Genomic DNA, 15,905 nt, shown 5'->3' with positions numbered 1-15,905 from the left:
GCCACGGTCGGGGGCCAGCCCCCGAACCCCCGCTCCTCAAACGCCGGAGGGGCTTGGGTTGCTCAGGTCGCCAGCGGGGCTGAGATGGCGCGGCTCGGTAGCCGGAGGGGCTGGAGTGGCGCAGCTCAATCGCCGGAGGGGCTTGGGTTGCTCAGGTCGCCAGAGGGGCTTGGGTGGCGCGGCTCGGTCGCCGGAGGGGCTGGAGTTGCTCAGCTCGCCAGCGGGGCTGAGGTGGCGCGGCTCGGTCGCCGGAGGGGCTGGAATGTGTGCCTCGGGTCGCCGGAGAGGGTGGAGTGGTGCGGCTCACGCGGCGAAGGGGGAGGGGGCTCCGGGAGGAGGGGTGCGCGGCGGGGTGGGTGAGTGCCCCCTCGGGGCGGGGTGACCGTACCGAGGGGGCGTGCCGTCAGAGGAGGTGGGTCTGGACCTCGGCTCCGGCCTCATGGCCGTACGCCTTCTTGAAGCGGTCCATGAAGTGGGCCCGGCGCAGCGTGTACTCCTGGGTGCCGAGAGTCTCAATCACCAGCGTCGCCAACATGCACCCCACCTGCGCCGCCCTCTCATGCCCCACCCCCCACGACAGCCCCGACAGGAACCCCGCCCGGAAGGCGTCCCCGACCCCGGTCGGGTCGACCTTCGCGTCCTCCTCCGGGCAGCCCACCTCGATCGGGTCCGCGCCGGCGCGCTCGATGCGGACTCCGCGCGAGCCGAGCGTGGTGACCCGGTGGCCCACCCGGGAGAGGATCTCCTCGTCGGTCCAGCCGGTCTTGGACTCGATCAGCCCCTTCTCGTACTCGTTGGAGAAGAGATAGGTGGCACCGTCCAGCAGTATGCGGATCTCGTCCCCCTTCATCCGGGCGATCTGCTGCGAGAAGTCCGCGGCGAACGGAATCCCGCGCGAGCGGCACTCCTCCGTGTGGCGGAGCATCGCCTCGGGGTCGTCCGCGCCGATCAGGACCAGGTCGAGCCCGTCGACCCGCTCGGCCACCGAGTGCAGCTCGATCAGCCGGGCCTCGCTCATCGCTCCCGTGTAGAAGGAGCCGATCTGGTTGTGGTCGGCGTCGGTGGTGCAGACGAAACGGGCGGTGTGCAGGACCTCGGAGATCCTTACGGACTCGGTGTCCACACCGTGGCGGTCGAGCCAGGCGCGGTACTCGTCGAAGTCCGCCCCGGCCGCGCCCACGAGGATGGGCTCGGTGCCCAGCTGGCCCATGCCGAAGCAGATGTTCGCCGCGACACCGCCCCTGCGCACATTGAGGCCGTCGACCAGGAAGGAGAGGGATACGGTGTGCAGTTGGTCGGCGACCAACTGATCGGCGAAACGTCCCGGGAAGGTCATGAGGTGGTCGGTTGCGATGGAGCCGGTGACTGCGATTCGCACGGCGATGCGCTCCTGTGGAGGGGTGTGGATGACGCCTAACGCTACCCGGTTCCGAGTGGATCAGCCGATGGTACGAAACTACCCGATAGTAGGTCTTTTTTACCCTGACTTCCGCTGCGTACGGTGCGGGTATGACAGAGCTCCCCGTCCCCGGCACCGCGCACGAGCCCGATCCCACCCTGGCGCAGCTCCGGAGTGACTGCGTCCGCATGGCACCACATTGGGTGGTTCCGGCCGTGGCGCTGCCCGCCCCCGTGCCTCCCTCGCACATCCATGGTGTAGTCGTCCCGGCGGCCTCGGCGCGGCTGGTCGACGCCATGTCCGAGTACGGCGACTGACAGGAATCTGCCGGTCGTCTCCCCCGGGCGGCGGCGCCCGGGGAACCGTGCGCCGCCGTGCCCCGTCCCATACACACCCCCGGGCCCGCGGGGACGGGAGACGAGGAGCGATGCGGTGAGCGGTACGGAGAGCACCACCCACGACGACGGTCCACCCCGCAGGCGTGCCCCCCTCATCGCCGCCGTGGCGGCGGTGGTGCTGATCGCGGGAGGCGGCGGCGTCTGGCTCGCGACGGCCGGACCGGCCGCCGGCAGCGGCACCGGCGGGACGAGCGGCGGCGCGTCGGACGCGAAGAGCGGCACGGCCGCGGTACCGGCGCCCCCGCCCTCCTCCTCCCCCGGGGACCGGGGGACGGGCGGGATCGCGCCGAGTACCCCGTCCCCCGCGGGCGGGGTGGTCTACCGGGCCCGGGGCGAACTGCCGGACGGCCCGGACCGGGCCCCGGTCCACCGTGCCGCGGGTACGGTCTCCCGGGCCGAGGTGGCCCGGCTCGCCGAGGCGCTCGGCATGGCGGGCGCCCCCGCCGGGAGCGGGGGGCAGTGGACGGTCGGCCCCGTCGGCGACGGCTCCGAGCCGGTGCTGCGGGTGGAGACCGCCGCGCCGGGCAGCTGGACGTACGAACGCGCCCCCCGCGGCCACAACTGCTCCAAGGGCAAGCCCTGTCCCCCGCCGGCCGCGGAGTCCGGGAACGGCCGGGCGGTGGACGAGCGGGCCGCGAGGAGGGCGGCGGAGCCCGTGCTGAGGGCCGTCGGCCAGAGCGGGGCCCGGCTCGGCGCCGCGCAGACGATCGGGTCGGTACGGGTGGTGAACGCCGATCCCGTGATCGGCGGGCTGCCGACGTACGGCTGGGCGACGGATCTCCAGATCGGCCCCGACGGCCGGGTGGTCCGGGGGGTGGGGCAGCTGAAGGCTCCGGTGAAGGGCGAGGAGTACCCGGTGCACTCCGCCGGCGGGACGCTGGAGCGGCTGAACGCGCGGAGCGGCGGGAACTCCGGCGCCTCGCTCTCCGGCTGCGCGGGCAGGCTCCCACAGCGCGATGTCCCCTGCGGCCCGGCGGCCTGTGCCTCGGCGGTGCCGCTGGAGGGCGAGCAGCGGGGCGCCAGGCCGGCGGAGGACCCGTGCGGCACCGGGGGCGCCCCGGCCGCGCCCGCCGAGCCGAAGGAGATCCCGGTCACCGGCGCCTGGTTCGGGCTCTCGGCGCAGTACGCGGACGGGCGGGCGACCCTGGTGCCGTCCTGGATGTTCCGGGCGGAGCCGGGCGGGGGCCGGGACGGGTACACGGTGGCGGAGCCCGCGGTGGAGCCGTCCCTGCTGCGGGAGCCCACGGTGCCGCCGGCGGAGTCGGGCGGCGCCTCGATCGAGTCGTACAGCACGGAGGGCCGGTCGCTGACCGTCACGTTCTGGGGCGGGGTGTGCGGTGAGTACGGCGCCGAGGCGGAGGAGAGCGCCGACCGGGTGGCGGTACGGATCGTTCCGCCGGAGCCGGAGCCGGACGAGGTCTGCATCGCGGTGGCGAAGGAGCTGAGGGAGACGGTGACGCTGGAACGGCCGCTGGGCGACCGGGAGGTCGTGGACGCGGAGTCCGGAAGGGCCGTCGGCCGGTCGGCCGGCTGAGCGCGCGGACCGCGCGAAGCACAGGACACCCGGGAAGCACGGGAAGCACAGGAAGCACGGAGGCGGCGGTCCCGGTCGGGACCGCCGCCTCCGCGTCGTCGCCTCGGCGCGGTGCCGAGGGCTGCTCTAGCTGAAGGAGTCACCACAGGCGCAGGAGCCCGTGGCGTTCGGGTTGTCGATGGTGAAGCCCTGCTTCTCGATGGTGTCGACAAAGTCGATCGAGGCGCCGCCCAGGTAGGGGGCGCTCATCCGGTCGGTGACGACCTTGACGCCGTCGAAGTCCTTGACGACATCGCCGTCGAGCGAGCGCTCGTCGAAGAACAGCTGGTAGCGCAGGCCGGAGCAGCCGCCGGGCTGGACGGCGACGCGCAGCGCCAGATCGTCGCGGCCTTCCTGGTCGAGCAGGCCCTTGACCTTGGCCGCGGCGGCGTCGGACAGGAGGATGCCGTCGCTCACGGTGGTGGTCTCGTCCGATACGGACATGTGCTTCATCACTCCCGGGATGGGGTCTCCCCAGCGAGGCAGGGGAAGTACGGAGACTGCTTGCCGACGATTGCAACCGGCGGGGCCGCGGATTCATTCCGGGCCGTTGGTGTTCTTTCCCTTTCATGCTCGCACACCGCGCCCGCGGGGGGACATGGCGCGACGCCCAGGGGTGCGTCACATCGACGCTATGGCCATCGTCAAAGTGACGTGAAGCGGTTATGATAGATAACGTCAAATAGACGAAAAGGCCCAGCAGAACAGAGAAAGGGTGTGTGTCGTGACCACCGCCCAGCCCCGTACGGAGTCGCAGGACGTGCTCGATGTACAGCCGACGCCACTCGCCCTGCTGTTGCTCGGCCGGGAGGCCGACCCGAGGAGCGAGCGCGGAGTGGAGTGCCCCGGCGATCTGCCCTCCCCCTCGGACCCGGATCTGGTGGAGCGGGCCCGCGCGGCCAAGGAGAAGCTCGGCAGCAGGGTCTTCGTCCTGGGCCACCACTACCAGCGTGACGAGGTCATCCAGTTCGCCGATGTCACGGGCGACTCCTTCAAGCTGGCGCGGGACGCGGCGGCGCGGCCCGAGGCCGAGTACATCGTCTTCTGCGGTGTGCACTTCATGGCGGAGTCCGCGGACATCCTGACCTCGGACGACCAGAAGGTCGTGCTGCCGGATCTCGCCGCCGGCTGCTCCATGGCGGACATGGCGACGGCCGAGCAGGTCGCGGAGTGCTGGGACACGCTGACCGAGGCCGGCATAGCCGAGCAGGTCGTGCCCGTGTCGTACATGAACTCCTCGGCGGACATCAAGGCGTTCACCGGTAAGCACGGCGGCACGATCTGCACCTCGTCGAACGCCAAGCGGGCCCTGGACTGGGCCTTCGAGCAGGGCGAGAAGGTGCTCTTCCTGCCCGACCAGCACCTGGGGCGCAACACCGCCGTCCGGGACATGGGTCTGTCCCTGGACGACTGCGTCCTCTACAACCCGCACAAGCCGAACGGCGGGCTGACGGTGGAGCAGTTGCGCGCGGCGAAGATGATTCTCTGGCGCGGCCACTGCTCGGTGCACGGCCGGTTCTCGCTGGAGTCGGTGGAGGATGTGCGCGCCCGGATTCCGGGGGTGCGGGTGCTGGTGCACCCGGAGTGCAAGCACGAGGTCGTGGCGGCGGCGGACCAGGTCGGTTCCACGGAGTACATCATCAAGGCCCTGGACGCGGCTCCGGCCGGGTCCAAGTGGGCGATCGGCACCGAGCTGAACCTGGTCCGGAGGCTCGCGCTCGCCCACCCCGACAAGGAGATCGTCTTTCTCGACCGGACGGTCTGCTTCTGCTCGACCATGAACCGGATCGACCTGCCGCATCTGGTGTGGACGCTGGAGTCGCTCGCGGCGGGGACGCTGGTCAACCGGATCGAGGTCGACCCGGAGACGGAGAGCTTCGCCAAGCTGGCCCTGGAGCGGATGCTCGCGCTGCCGTAGCCCTGCCGCCGCGTCCCCGGGCGCCCCGGCCGTCGCTGTCGACGGCCGGGGCGCCTCTTGGTTTTCCGCCGGGCCGCCGCTAGCGTGCCGTGCGACGGGTCCGCGGCGCGGCACGGAAAGCGTGTCGCGAACAGCTCCGCCCCGGGCGTTCTGAGCAGGGCCATGGCCGCCCTGCTCCGCCCCCGGCGCCGGACACGGCCCGGACGATCTGGTTCCGCTTCTTCCGCGGACACATCACTGTCTCCTTCCCCGTGGGGGTTCACTCCGTCATGCGCTCGCTCACCGGCGCGCTCGCGCTGCTCTGTGTGGTCGGTCCGCTGTCGACCGACATGTATCTGCCCGCCTTCCCCCGGATGGCCGGGGAACTGGGCACGGACGCCTCCGGGGTGCAGCTCACCCTGACGGCCTTCCTGGTCGGGATGACGGCCGGGCATCTGGTGTTCGGGCCGCTCTCCGACCGGTACGGGCGGCGGGGGCCGCTGCTCGCGGGGGCGGTGGTGTGCGCGGTGGCGACCGCGCTCTGCGCGGTGGCGCCGTCGCTGGGGTGGCTGGTGGCCGCGCGCTTCGTCGCGGGGTTCAGCGGGGCGGCGGGGGTGGTCATCGGGCGCGCGGTGGTCGCGGATGTGGCGCGCGGGGCCGCCGCCGCCCGGCTGCTGGCGCTGCTGATGACGCTGAGCACCATCGCCCCGATCGTGGGGCCGCTGGTGGGCGGGGCGGTGATCGAGGCGCTCGGGTGGCGCGGGGTCTTCTGGGTGCTGGGCGGGGTGGCGGCGGCCGTCGCGGCGGCGGTCGCCCTCTTCGTACCGGAGAGCCTGCCGCCGGAGCGGCGCGTCGGCGGGGGTGTGCGGGAGCTGGCGGCGTCGATCCGGGAGGTGGTGGGGGACCGCGCCTACACCGGGTACACGCTGGCCTTCTCCTTCGGCTTCGGGGCGCTGTTCTGCTACATATCCGGGTCGCCGTTCCTGCTCCAGAACGAGCTGGGGCTCAGCGTCCGGGCATCGTCCGCGGCCTTCAGCGCGGGCGCCGTCATGGCGGCGGCCGGCGGGGTGGTGAGCGCCCGGCTGGTGGAGCGGGTGGGGCCGGAGCGGCTGCTGCGCACGGGGCTGCTCGCGGTGCTCGCGGCGTGTGCGGGGCTGCTGGGGGTGACGCTGGTCGGGGGGCTGACGGTGGTGGTGTTTCTGCCGCTGGTGGCGGTGATGTGCCTGGGGGTGGGGCTCGCGCTGTCGAACGCGGCGGCGCTCGCGATCGGGAGGGTGCCGGGGGCGGCGGGGGTGGGGTCGGCGGTGCTGGGGACGGTGCAGAGTGGGGTGGGGGCGGGGGTGGCGCCGGTGGTGGGGGATGAGGTGGGGAGGTTGTTTGGGGTGATGGGGGTGTGTGCGGCGGTGGCCGTTGTGTGCGCGGCCTTCGCGCACAGGGCGTCCCACCCAGTGGTGCCCGCCTCGTCCACCCCGTGAGCACGCCCTCACCACGAGGTTCCCCACGGGACTCCGTCCCCTCGCCCGACATCCCGGAACCTGTCCGGCACCCCCGGGCCTGTCCGACACCCTGGCCTTGTCCGACATCCCGGAACCTGTCCGGCACCCCCGGGCCTGTCCGACACCCTGGCCTTGTCCGGTATCCCCGGGCCTGTCCGACACCCCCGGGCCTCCGGCACCCTCCCAGCCCGTCCGGCGTTTGAGGACGGACCCTGTGCCACAGGACCCCGCACGGTGCGGGCCACCGTCGGGGACCAGCCCCCGAACCCCCGCTCCTCAAACGCCGGAGAGGCTGAATGGGCGCGGCTCAGCTCGCCGCAGAGGCCGGGGTGGCGCGGCGCAGCTCGCCGCAGTGGCCGGGGTGCTGCCCCAAAGGCCGGAGAAGCTGGGGGGTAATTCAGCCCGCCGGATGGGCTGGGGGTAATTCAGCCCGTCCGGCGTTTGAGGACGGACCCTGTGCCACAGGACACCCGCACGGTGCGGGCCACCGTCGGGGACCAGCCCCCGAACCCCCGCTCCTCAAACGCCGGAGAGGCTGAGTGGGCGCGGCTCAGCTCGCCGGAGAGGCCGGGGGGGTGAGCCTCAGCTCGCCGCAGAGGCGGGGGTGGTGCGGCACAGCTCGCCGCAGAGGCTGGAGTGGTGCGGCGCAGCTCGCCGCAGAGGCGGGGGTGGCCGGGGGCCGGCGGGGCCGAAGGGGGGGCAGCCCCGCCGGGGCTGGGTCAGGCGTTCGCGGGGGTTGGCTGGGGGGTGTCCGGGGACAGCGGGTCCGGCGAGCGCTTCGCCGCCCTCCTCGCCGCCCGCCGCTCCTTGCGAAGCTCCACCATCGCGTACAGCGTCGGCACCAGCAGCAGCGTGAGCAGCGTCGAACTGATCAGCCCGCCGATCACCACCACCGCCAGCGGCTTCGCGATGAACCCGCCCTCCCCGGTGACCCCCAGCGCCATCGGCAGCAGCGCGAAGACCGTCGCCAGGGCCGTCATCAGGATCGGGCGCAGCCGGTGCCGCCCGCCCTCGACGACCGCCTCGACGACCCCGTACCCCTGAGCCCGGTACTGGTTGATCAGGTCGATCAGCACAATCGCGTTGGTGACGACGATGCCGATCAGCATCAGCATGCCGATCATGGCGGGCACCCCCATCGGCGTACCGGTCACGACCAGCAGGCCGATCGCCCCGGTCGCCGCGAACGGGACGGAGACCAGCAGGATCAGCGGCTGCACCAGCGAGCGGAAGGTCGCGACCAGCAGCATGAAGACGATCGCGATGGCCGCGAGCATCGCCAGGCCGAGCGAGGCGAAGGCCTCGTCCTGGTCCTCGGAGACCCCGCCGATGGAGGCCGTGGCGCCCTCCGGCAGATCCAGGGACTTCAGCTTCGACTGGAGCGCGGTGCTGACCGCGCCGGTGTTGTCCCCGGTCGGCTTGGCGGTGACCGTCGCGGCCCTGGCCCCGTCGATGCGGGTCATGGAGACCGGCCCCGGGACCAGCTCGACCTCGGCGATCTGTCCCAGCTTCACCGGTCCGAGCGGCAGCTCCCGCAGTTCCGCGAGGGTCTTGGCGGGCTTCGCCGAGGTGATGACGACATCGCGCTCGGTGCTGTCGAGGATCGCCTTGCCGGCCGGGGTGCCCCGGACCGCCTGGCCGACGGCCATGCCGAGGGTGGTCTCGTTGAACCCGGCCTCGGCGGCACGGGCGTTCCCGGTGACCGAGATCCTGGGGACGCTCTGCGCCAGGTCGCTCTGGACGTCGGTGACGTCGTCGAGCCCGGCGACCTCCTCGCGCACCGCCTCGGACGCCTCCTTCAGCGTCGCCGGGTCGGCGGCCTTCACCACCACGCTCAGGTCCTGGCTGGCGAAGCCGTCCCCGGCGGCGATGGTGGTGTCGCCGACGCCGTCGAGCTTCGCCAGCTCCGCGTCGACGCGGTCGCGGACGCGCTCGTAGTCGCCCGCGTCCCTCAGCGTCATCTGGTACGAGGCCTGATTGGCTCCCGTACCCCCGCCGAAGGCCGCCATGAACCCGGAGGAGCCGACGGTGACCTGGTAGTCCTTGATCTCGTCGATCCCCTTGAGGACCCGCTCGACCTTCTGCGCGGCGGCGTCGGCGGCGTCCAGCGCGGTGCCGGGGGGCAGCTCCTGCTTGATGGACATCACCTCCTGCTCGCCCTGGTCGAAGAAGTTGGTCTTGAGCAGCGAGGCCATGCCGAAGGTGCCGAGGAGGACGACGACGGCGAGGACCACACTGGTGATCCGGCGGCGGGTCGCGAACCGCAGCACCGGGACATAGGCCCGCTGGAGCCGGCTCCGGCCCTCCTTCTCCTCGGCGACGCGGCGCGCCTCGTCCGGGTCCAGGCCGCGGACGTCCTTGGGCGCGCGCAGGAACCAGAACGACAGCACCGGTACGACGGTCAGCGAGACCAGCAGCGAGGCGAGCAGCGCGGCGGTGACGGTGAGCGAGAACGAGCCGAACAGCTCGCCGACCATGCCCCCGGAGAGACCGATCGGGAGGAAGACGGCGACGGTGGTCAGGGTGGAGGCGGTGACCGCCCCGGCGACCTCCTTGACCGCGGTGATGATCGCGCTCTGCCGCTCCTCGCCGTAGCCGAGGTGGCGCTTGATGTTCTCCAGGACCACGATCGAGTCGTCGACGACCCGGCCGATGGCGATGGTGAGGGCGCCCAGGGTGAGCATGTTGAGCGAGAGGTCGCGGGTCCAGAGCACGATCAGCGCGAGGACCACGGAGAGCGGGATGGAGACCGCGGTGACCAGGGTCGAGCGCAGGGACGCGAGGAAGACCAGGATGACGATGACCGCGAAGAGCAGCCCGAGGGCGCCCTCGGTGGTCAGACCGGAGATCGACTTGGAGACCGCGGGCCCCTGGTCGGAGACGACGGTGACATCGGCGCCGGAGCCCAGGTCCTTGCGCAGCCCGGGCAGTTTCTCCTCGACGGCCTCGGAGATCGCGACGGCGCTGCCGTTGTTGTCCATGGTGGCGAGGACGGCGAGGCTCGGCTTGCCGTTGGTGCGGGTGAGCGAGACCGCGGCGGCCGGGGTCTGCTTCACCTCGGCGACGTCGCCGAGGCGGACCGGCTTGCCCTTGGCGGGCGGCGCGGGGGTCAGCCGCACCTCCTCGATCTGCCGCAGCCCGGTGAAGCCGCCGCCGACCTGGACGGTGCGGCTCTTGCCGTCCTCGCTGAAGGAGCCGGCGGGTACGGTCGCGCCGCCCGCGCGCAGCGCCTCGGCGAGGACGGCGGTGGTCAGACCGGCCTTGGCGAGGGCGGCGCCGTCGGGGGTGACGGAGACCTGGAGGTCCTGGACGCCGTCGATGGAGACCTGGGCGACACCGTCGATGTCCTCCAGGGCGGGGACGACGGTGCGCTCCAGCTGCTCGGCGAGGGCCTGGGGGTCCTGGTCGGAGGTGACGGCGAGGACGACGGTGGGGATGTCGTCCGTCGAACCGGCGATGACCTGCGGGTCGACGCTCTCGGGGAGCTGGGCGCGGGCACGGTTGACGGCCTGCTGGACATCGGCGACGAGCTGCTTGGTGCCCTCGCCGTAGTCGAAGCCGGCCATGATCACGGCGTTGCCCTCGCTCGCCGTGGAGGTGATCCCTTGATGCCGTCGACGGCCTCCAGGGAGCTTTCCAGGGGTTCGACGACCTGCTTCTCGACCACATCGGGAGACGCGCCCTCATAGGGGGCGAGCACGGACACCATCGGGAGTTCGATGGTGGGCAGCAGCTGCTGCTTGAGCTGAGGGATGGCGATGGCGCCGAAGACGAGCGCCACGATCGATATCAGCCCGACGAGGGCGCGTTGCGCGAGGCTGAATCTGGACAGCCAGGACATGAGGTCTCTCTTCTGTGGCTTGCGCGGCAGGCAGAGCGGGCAGAGTCAGAGGCCCGCATTCATACGATCAGCCATGAGAAGGGCTCCCCCGTCGGCCCCAGGTCCCGTTTCCTTATGCCGTCCATACCGCAGGCGCAGTACGGGCGGGTGGTCCTCACTCCACTCGTGGGCGTACCAGACCGGACTCGTAGGCGATGACGACGAGTTGGGCGCGGTCCCGGGCGCCCACCTTGGCCATCGCCCGGTTGACATGGGTCTTGACGGTGAGCGGGCTGACCTGGAGGCGTTCGGCGATCTCGTCGTTGGAGTGGCCGCCGGCGACCAGGACGAGCACCTCGCGCTCGCGCACGGTCAGCGCCTGGAGCCGCTGGGAGTGGGCGGCGGTCTCCTCGGTGTCGTCGGTGCCGCCGCCCTGGGCGAGGAACCGGGCGATCAGGCCCTTGGTCGCGGCCGGGGAGAGCAGCGCCTCACCGGCGGCGGCGATCCGGATGGCGTTGAGCAGCTCCTCGGGTTCGGCGCCCTTGCCGAGGAAGCCGGAGGCGCCGGCGCGCAGCGACTGGACGACGTACTCGTCCACCTCGAAGGTGGTCAGCATGACCACGCGCACCCCGGAGAGCCCGGGGTCGGCGCTGATCAGCCGGGTGGCGGCGAGTCCGTCGAGGCCGGGCATCCGGATGTCCATGAGCACGACATCGGCCCGCTCGGAGCGCGCCAGATCGACGGCCTCCGCGCCGTCGGCGGCCTCCCCGACGACCTCCATGTCGGGTTCCGAGTCCACCAGAATCCGGAACGCGCTGCGGAGCAGCGTCTGGTCGTCGGCGAGCAGCACCCTGATCGTCATGCGTCCTCCCCCGTGCGTGCGGTGAGTGGCAGTATCGCCTGCACCCGGAAGCCGCCTCCGTATCGGGGGCCCGCGCTGAGCCGGCCGCCGAGGGCGCTGACCCGCTCGCGCATCCCGACGAGGCCGTGCCGGCCCTCGGGCTCCTCGTCGGCGGGGGGCGGTCCGCCGGTGGTGCCGGCGGTGGCGCCGTTGTCGAGGACGGTGACCTCCAGGGTGCGGCCCACACGAATCACGCTGACCTCGGCCCTGGCCTCCCGGCCCGCGTGCTTCTGCACATTGGTGAGGGCCTCCTGGATGATCCGGTACGCGGCGAGGTCGACGGCCGCCGGCGGGCGCACGCCGTCGTCGGCGCGGGCCACCTCCACGGGCAGTCCGGCCTGCCGGAAGGTGGTGACGAGTTCATCGAGCACCCCGAGGCCGGGGGCGGGCTCGGTGGGGGCCTCCGGGTCGCCGGACTGCCTCAGCAGGCCGACGGTGGCGCGGAGTTCGTTGAGGGCCGAGCGGCTGGCCTCGCGGACATGGGCGAGGGCCTCCTTGGCCTGGTCGGGCCGCTTGTCCATGACATGGGCCGCGACACCCGCCTGCACATTGACGAGGGCGATGTGGTGGGCGACGACATCGTGGAGGTCGCGGGCTATGCGGAGCCGCTCCTCGGCGACCCGGCGGCGGGCCTCCTCCTCGCGGGTGCGCTCGGCGCGTTCGGCGCGCTCCCTGATGGCGTCGACGAAGGCCCGGCGGCTGCGGACGGCGTCCCCGGCCGCCGCGGCCATCCCGGTCCAGGCGAAGATCCCCAGGTTCTCCTGGGTGTACCAGGGGGTGGAGCCGAAGAACATCGCGGTGCCGGTCAGCCCGGTCATGGTGAGGAGTCCGACCCGCCAGGTGGTGGGGCGGTCGGTGCGGGAGGCCACGGTGTAGAGGGCGATCACGGCACACATGGCGACCGGGGCCGAGGGATCGCCGAAGCCCAGTTCGACGACGGAGAGCAGGCTGGTGAAGACGAGGACGCCCATCGGGTTGCGGCGGCGCGGCACCAGGGCGGCGGCGACCAGCACCATCAGGGCCACACTGCGCGCGGCGGGGGTGCGGGTGCCGAACTCCGGCCCGTGCACCCCGTTCACGGCGAAGGAGCCGATGACCATGGCGATGAGCGAGAAGCCGGCGAGCGCGCCGTCGAGGGCCAGCGGGTGCGCGCGGACCCAGCTCTGAGCGCGGGCGAATCCGGTGGCGAGTGAGGTCACGTCGGGCAAGAGTACGGCGTGTCGCGGTGGGGGCGTCCGGCGGTGCGCGGCCCGGGGGCCGGGGCCTCCCGGGGCCCGGGCCGGGTGCGGCCGGTGCGGACCTCGGGTGCGGCCCGGGTGGGTGCGGGAGTGCGGTGCCGCTCTCGGGGCGCGGATGGCCGCGCCCGGTGCGGAGGGGTGCGCAGGGGTGCGCAGGGGGTACGGGGCCGACGGGGCCGGTCAGCCCGGCAGGCCCGGGATCAGGCCCTCGTCGCCGAGCATGGTCCGTACGTCCTCCAGCGTCGCGTCGGGCGCCGGGAGGATCAGCTCGGACGGTTCCAGGGCGTCGTCCGGGAGCGGCTCGCCGAGTGTGTGGACGGTGTCCAGGAGCGCGGTGAGGGTCCGGCGGAATCCCGGACCGTCCCCCCGCTCCATCTCGGCCAGCAGCTCGTCGTCGAGCCTGTTCAGTTCGGCGAGGTGGCGATCGGCCAGCCTCACCTGACCCTCCCCCATGATCCGTACGATCATGACGAGTCCCTACTGCTTGTCCTGCTTGTCGAAACTGCCCGAGGGCCCGGGTGCCGGAGTGTCCGGCCGTCCGGGCGCCTGATGCCAGAGTGACGGACGCCGGCGATTACGGCTTGTCGAAATTGGGCCGGCTGCCCTGCTGCTGCCGGGAGGCGTCCTGCCCGGCGGCGCCGCCGCCCTCGATGGCCTGCTGCGAGGCGCTGCCGCCGCCGGCCAGCTCGGCCTTCATCCGCTGGAGCTCCAGCTCCACATCCGAACCGCCGGAGATGCGGTCCAGCTCGGCGGCGATGTCGTCCTTGGCCATCCCGGACGGGTCGTCGAGCGCGCCGGAGGCCAGCAGCTCGTCGATCGCGCCGGCCCTGGCCTGGAGCTGGGCGGTCTTGTCCTCGGCCCGCTGGATCGCCAGGCCCACATCGCCCATCTCCTCGGAGATGCCGGAGAAGGCCTCCCCGATCCGGGTCTGCGCCTGGGCGGCGGTGTAGGTGGCCTTGATCGTCTCCTTCTTGGTGCGGAAGGCGTCGACCTTGGCCTGAAGGCGCTGGGCCGCCAGGGTGAGCTTCTCCTCCTCGCCCTGGAGCGTCTGGTGCTGCACCTCCAGATCGCTGATCTGCTGCTGGAGCGCGGCCCGCCGGGAGAGCGCCTCCCGGGCCAGGTCCTCCCGGCCGAGGGCGAGCGCCTTGCGGCCCTGGTCCTCCAGCTTGGTGGACTGCCCCTGCAACTGGTTCACCTGGAGCTCCAGGCGCTTGCGGGAGGTCGCGACATCGGCGACTCCCCTGCGTACCTTCTGGAGCAGCTCCAGCTGCTTCTGGTACGAGTAATCGAGGGTCTCGCGCGGGTCCTCGGCCCGGTCAAGGGCCTTGTTCGCCTTCGCGCGGAAGATCATCCCCATACGCTTCATGACACCGCTCATGGGCTTCGCGCGCCCCCTTCTGACGGACTTCGCTCCAGCACTCCAACAGAACCCACAGTACGGGCCCTGCATCCATTACCGCACTGTTCGGACGCGGATGCGCTCATCCCCAAGGACGACTGCGGACAGCCGCCGATCCGGCGCAAGGAGTAGACGACTGTCAGGGAACCCTCAGGAAATGCCCGGCGGCGCCTGCTTCTCGCCCCTTCTGTCCCCCTTGCGTCTCCTTTGCGTCCCCCTTCTGTCGGTGTGGAGGACGCGTGGCGTTGCCGGATCGTTCCCCTCCGGCGTTGGGTCGCCGCGCCCCACCCCGTACCCTTGGGCTTTGTGTTCCGTAGCCGTGCCAAGACAGAGAAGGTCCCCGCCGAGAAGGTGACGGCCGACCTCTCCCAGCAGACCCGCGACCCCGAGGCCCCGAAGGGCCGCCCCACGCCCAAGCGGAGTGAGGCCCAGACCCAGCGCCGCCGTGCGGCCACCCAGCCCCTCGACCGCAAGGCGGCCATGCGCCGCCAGCGGGAGGCGCGCCGGGCGGACCTGGCCCGGCAGCGGGAGGCGCTCGCCAGTGGTGACGAGCGGTACCTCCCGGCGCGGGACAAGGGCCCGGTGCGGAGGTTCGCCCGGGACTTCGTCGACTCCCGCTTCTGCGTCGCCGAGTTCTTCCTGCCGCTCGCGGTGATCATCCTGATCATGAGCATGATCCAGGTGGGTCAGCTCCAGAACATCGCGCTGCTGGTGTGGCTCGGTGTGATCGTGATGATCGTCATCGACTCGATCGGTCTGGGCATCCGGCTGAAGAAGCAGCTCAACACGCGCTTCCCGGACGAGCCCAAGCGCGGCGCGGTCGCCTACGCCCTGATGCGCACCCTCCAGATGCGCCGGCTCCGGCTGCCGAAGCCGCAGGTCAAGCGCGGAGAGCGACCCTGAGTACGGAGGCCCCGACGGGCGTCGCCGACGCGGCGCCGGACGGGCCATCGGGCTTCGACCCGGCCGGCGGCGGGCCCTCGGGCGCCCCTGCGGCCGAAGCGGCGGAGATCACTCCTTCGGCGATCCGCCGGGAGCTGCTGACCCGCCAGCTCGACGAGCAGATCGTGGCCCGCTTCCCCGTGGGCCAGCGGCTGCGGGTGCTGGATGTCGGCATGGGCCGGGGCGGCCAGGCGCTGCGGCTGGCCCGCGCGGGCCATGAGGTCACCGGTCTGGAGTCCGATCCCGGGCTGCTCGGGCAGGCCCGGGAGACGCTGGCGACCGAGCCGGAGGGCATCCGTGAGCGGGTCCGGCTGATCGAGGGCGACTGCCGGGAGACCGGGGTCCACTTCACCCCCGGGAGCTTCGATGTGGTGCTCTGCCACCGGGTGCTGATGGACTCGCCGGAGCCGGACGCGCACGCGACGCTGGCCGGGCTCGCCCGCATGCTGGCGCCGCGCGGGCTCCTCTCCCTCCTCGTCCGCAACGCCGACGCGCTGGCGCTGGGCCCCGGACTGGCCGGCGACTGGGACGGAGCCCTGACCGCGCTGGACGCGGAGGGGGCCACCGACCGCCGGGGCGGTGCCGTGCGCGCCGACCGGCTGGCGGCGCTCACCGCGACCCTGGCCGGGATCGCGGCCCCGCTGCACGCCTGGTACGGCGTGCAGGTCTTCACCGGGCGGAGCTCCGGGACCACCGGAGCGGCCGAGACCACCGGCTCCGGCGCCGGCTCCGGGGACGCGCTGGGGCGGCAGCTCACGGCGGAGGACCGGGCCGGGCGGACCGATCCGTACCGGGGGATCGCGGCACTGCTGCATCTCTGCGGCGCGCGGGACGCGTAGAAC

General features: G+C 72.5%; 12 protein-coding genes and 1 pseudogene. 6 read left to right on the top strand and 7 right to left on the bottom strand.

Annotated features, from left to right (window positions below; all coding sequences use genetic code 11):
- Positions 1 to 403: 403 nt before the first annotated feature.
- Complete coding sequence (locus ACWCRA_RS18260) at positions 404 to 1,378, bottom strand: carbohydrate kinase family protein (protein ID WP_351552529.1); 975 nt, start codon at positions 1,376 to 1,378, stop codon at positions 404 to 406.
- Positions 1,379 to 1,509: 131 nt separating this feature from the next.
- On the opposite strand from ACWCRA_RS18260, the gene ACWCRA_RS18255 reads away from it, so the two are divergent.
- Both ACWCRA_RS18255 and ACWCRA_RS18250 read left to right on the top strand, forming a co-directional pair.
- Complete coding sequence (locus tag ACWCRA_RS18255; protein WP_451068049.1) at positions 1,510 to 1,716, top strand: hypothetical protein; 207 nt, start codon at positions 1,510 to 1,512, stop codon at positions 1,714 to 1,716.
- A gap of 115 nt (positions 1,717 to 1,831) precedes the next feature.
- Positions 1,832 to 3,331, top strand: a complete 1,500-nt coding sequence (locus tag ACWCRA_RS18250; RefSeq protein WP_351552535.1) for a hypothetical protein — start codon at positions 1,832 to 1,834, stop codon at positions 3,329 to 3,331.
- A gap of 126 nt (positions 3,332 to 3,457) precedes the next feature.
- Here the strand turns inward: ACWCRA_RS18250 and ACWCRA_RS18245 are convergent, their stop codons facing one another.
- Complete coding sequence (locus tag ACWCRA_RS18245; protein ID WP_266703501.1) at positions 3,458 to 3,814, bottom strand: HesB/IscA family protein; 357 nt, start codon at positions 3,812 to 3,814, stop codon at positions 3,458 to 3,460.
- Between the two features lie 271 nt (positions 3,815 to 4,085).
- Between ACWCRA_RS18245 and nadA the strand changes: the two genes are divergently transcribed.
- Together nadA and ACWCRA_RS18235 are read left to right on the top strand one after the other, a co-directional pair.
- Complete coding sequence (gene nadA, locus ACWCRA_RS18240) at positions 4,086 to 5,288, top strand: quinolinate synthase NadA (protein ID WP_351552538.1); 1,203 nt, start codon at positions 4,086 to 4,088, stop codon at positions 5,286 to 5,288.
- A 269-nt stretch (positions 5,289 to 5,557) separates the two neighbouring features.
- Positions 5,558 to 6,742 (top strand): multidrug effflux MFS transporter, encoded by a 1,185-nt coding sequence (locus ACWCRA_RS18235; protein ID WP_451068048.1) that lies wholly within the window; start codon positions 5,558 to 5,560, stop codon positions 6,740 to 6,742.
- A 740-nt stretch (positions 6,743 to 7,482) separates the two neighbouring features.
- Here ACWCRA_RS18235 and ACWCRA_RS18230 read toward each other — a convergent pair.
- From ACWCRA_RS18230 to ACWCRA_RS18210, 5 genes and pseudogenes are all read right to left on the bottom strand, one after another.
- Positions 7,483 to 10,604: pseudogene (locus tag ACWCRA_RS18230) on the bottom strand (efflux RND transporter permease subunit).
- Between the two features lie 154 nt (positions 10,605 to 10,758).
- A complete protein-coding gene (locus ACWCRA_RS18225; RefSeq protein WP_351552547.1) occupies positions 10,759 to 11,445 on the bottom strand; it encodes a response regulator transcription factor in 687 nt (228 codons plus the stop codon).
- Positions 11,442 to 12,683: a sensor histidine kinase gene (locus tag ACWCRA_RS18220; RefSeq protein WP_351552550.1), complete on the bottom strand. Its 1,242-nt coding sequence runs from the start codon at positions 12,681 to 12,683 to the stop codon at positions 11,442 to 11,444. Before ACWCRA_RS18220 ends, ACWCRA_RS18225 begins: the two co-directional genes overlap by 4 nt.
- 219 nt (positions 12,684 to 12,902) lie before the next feature.
- Complete coding sequence (pspAA, locus tag ACWCRA_RS18215; RefSeq protein ID WP_351552553.1) at positions 12,903 to 13,190, bottom strand: PspA-associated protein PspAA; 288 nt, start codon at positions 13,188 to 13,190, stop codon at positions 12,903 to 12,905.
- Between the two features lie 106 nt (positions 13,191 to 13,296).
- The gene (locus tag ACWCRA_RS18210; RefSeq protein ID WP_351552556.1) at positions 13,297 to 14,100 is read right to left on the bottom strand and encodes a PspA/IM30 family protein; all 804 of its coding nucleotides are present in this window, start codon (positions 14,098 to 14,100) and stop codon (positions 13,297 to 13,299) included.
- 327 nt (positions 14,101 to 14,427) lie between these two features.
- On the opposite strand from ACWCRA_RS18210, the gene ACWCRA_RS18205 reads away from it, so the two are divergent.
- A complete protein-coding gene (locus ACWCRA_RS18205) occupies positions 14,428 to 15,024 on the top strand; it encodes a DUF3043 domain-containing protein (RefSeq protein ID WP_351552558.1) in 597 nt (198 codons plus the stop codon).
- 137 nt (positions 15,025 to 15,161) lie between these two features.
- Positions 15,162 to 15,902, top strand: a complete 741-nt coding sequence (locus ACWCRA_RS18200) for a class I SAM-dependent methyltransferase (protein WP_451068065.1) — start codon at positions 15,162 to 15,164, stop codon at positions 15,900 to 15,902.
- Positions 15,903 to 15,905: the final 3 nt, after the last annotated feature.

Source organism: Streptomyces sp. NPDC001889 (assembly GCF_053594535.1).
This window is presented reverse-complemented; position numbering and strand designations above follow the sequence as displayed.

Excerpts from the sequence above, each read along its gene's own strand:
- ACWCRA_RS18255 (WP_451068049.1), top strand. The coding sequence starts at position 1,510 with ATGACAGAGCTCCCCGTCCCCGGCACCGCGCACGAGCCCGATCCCACC.
- ACWCRA_RS18245 (WP_266703501.1), bottom strand. The coding sequence starts at position 3,814 with ATGTCCGTATCGGACGAGACCACCACCGTGAGCGACGGCATCCTCCTG.
- ACWCRA_RS18235 (WP_451068048.1), top strand. The coding sequence starts at position 5,558 with ATGCGCTCGCTCACCGGCGCGCTCGCGCTGCTCTGTGTGGTCGGTCCG.
- ACWCRA_RS18225 (WP_351552547.1), bottom strand. The coding sequence starts at position 11,445 with ATGACGATCAGGGTGCTGCTCGCCGACGACCAGACGCTGCTCCGCAGC.
- pspAA (WP_351552553.1), bottom strand. The coding sequence starts at position 13,190 with ATGATCGTACGGATCATGGGGGAGGGTCAGGTGAGGCTGGCCGATCGC.
- ACWCRA_RS18210 (WP_351552556.1), bottom strand. The coding sequence starts at position 14,100 with ATGAGCGGTGTCATGAAGCGTATGGGGATGATCTTCCGCGCGAAGGCG.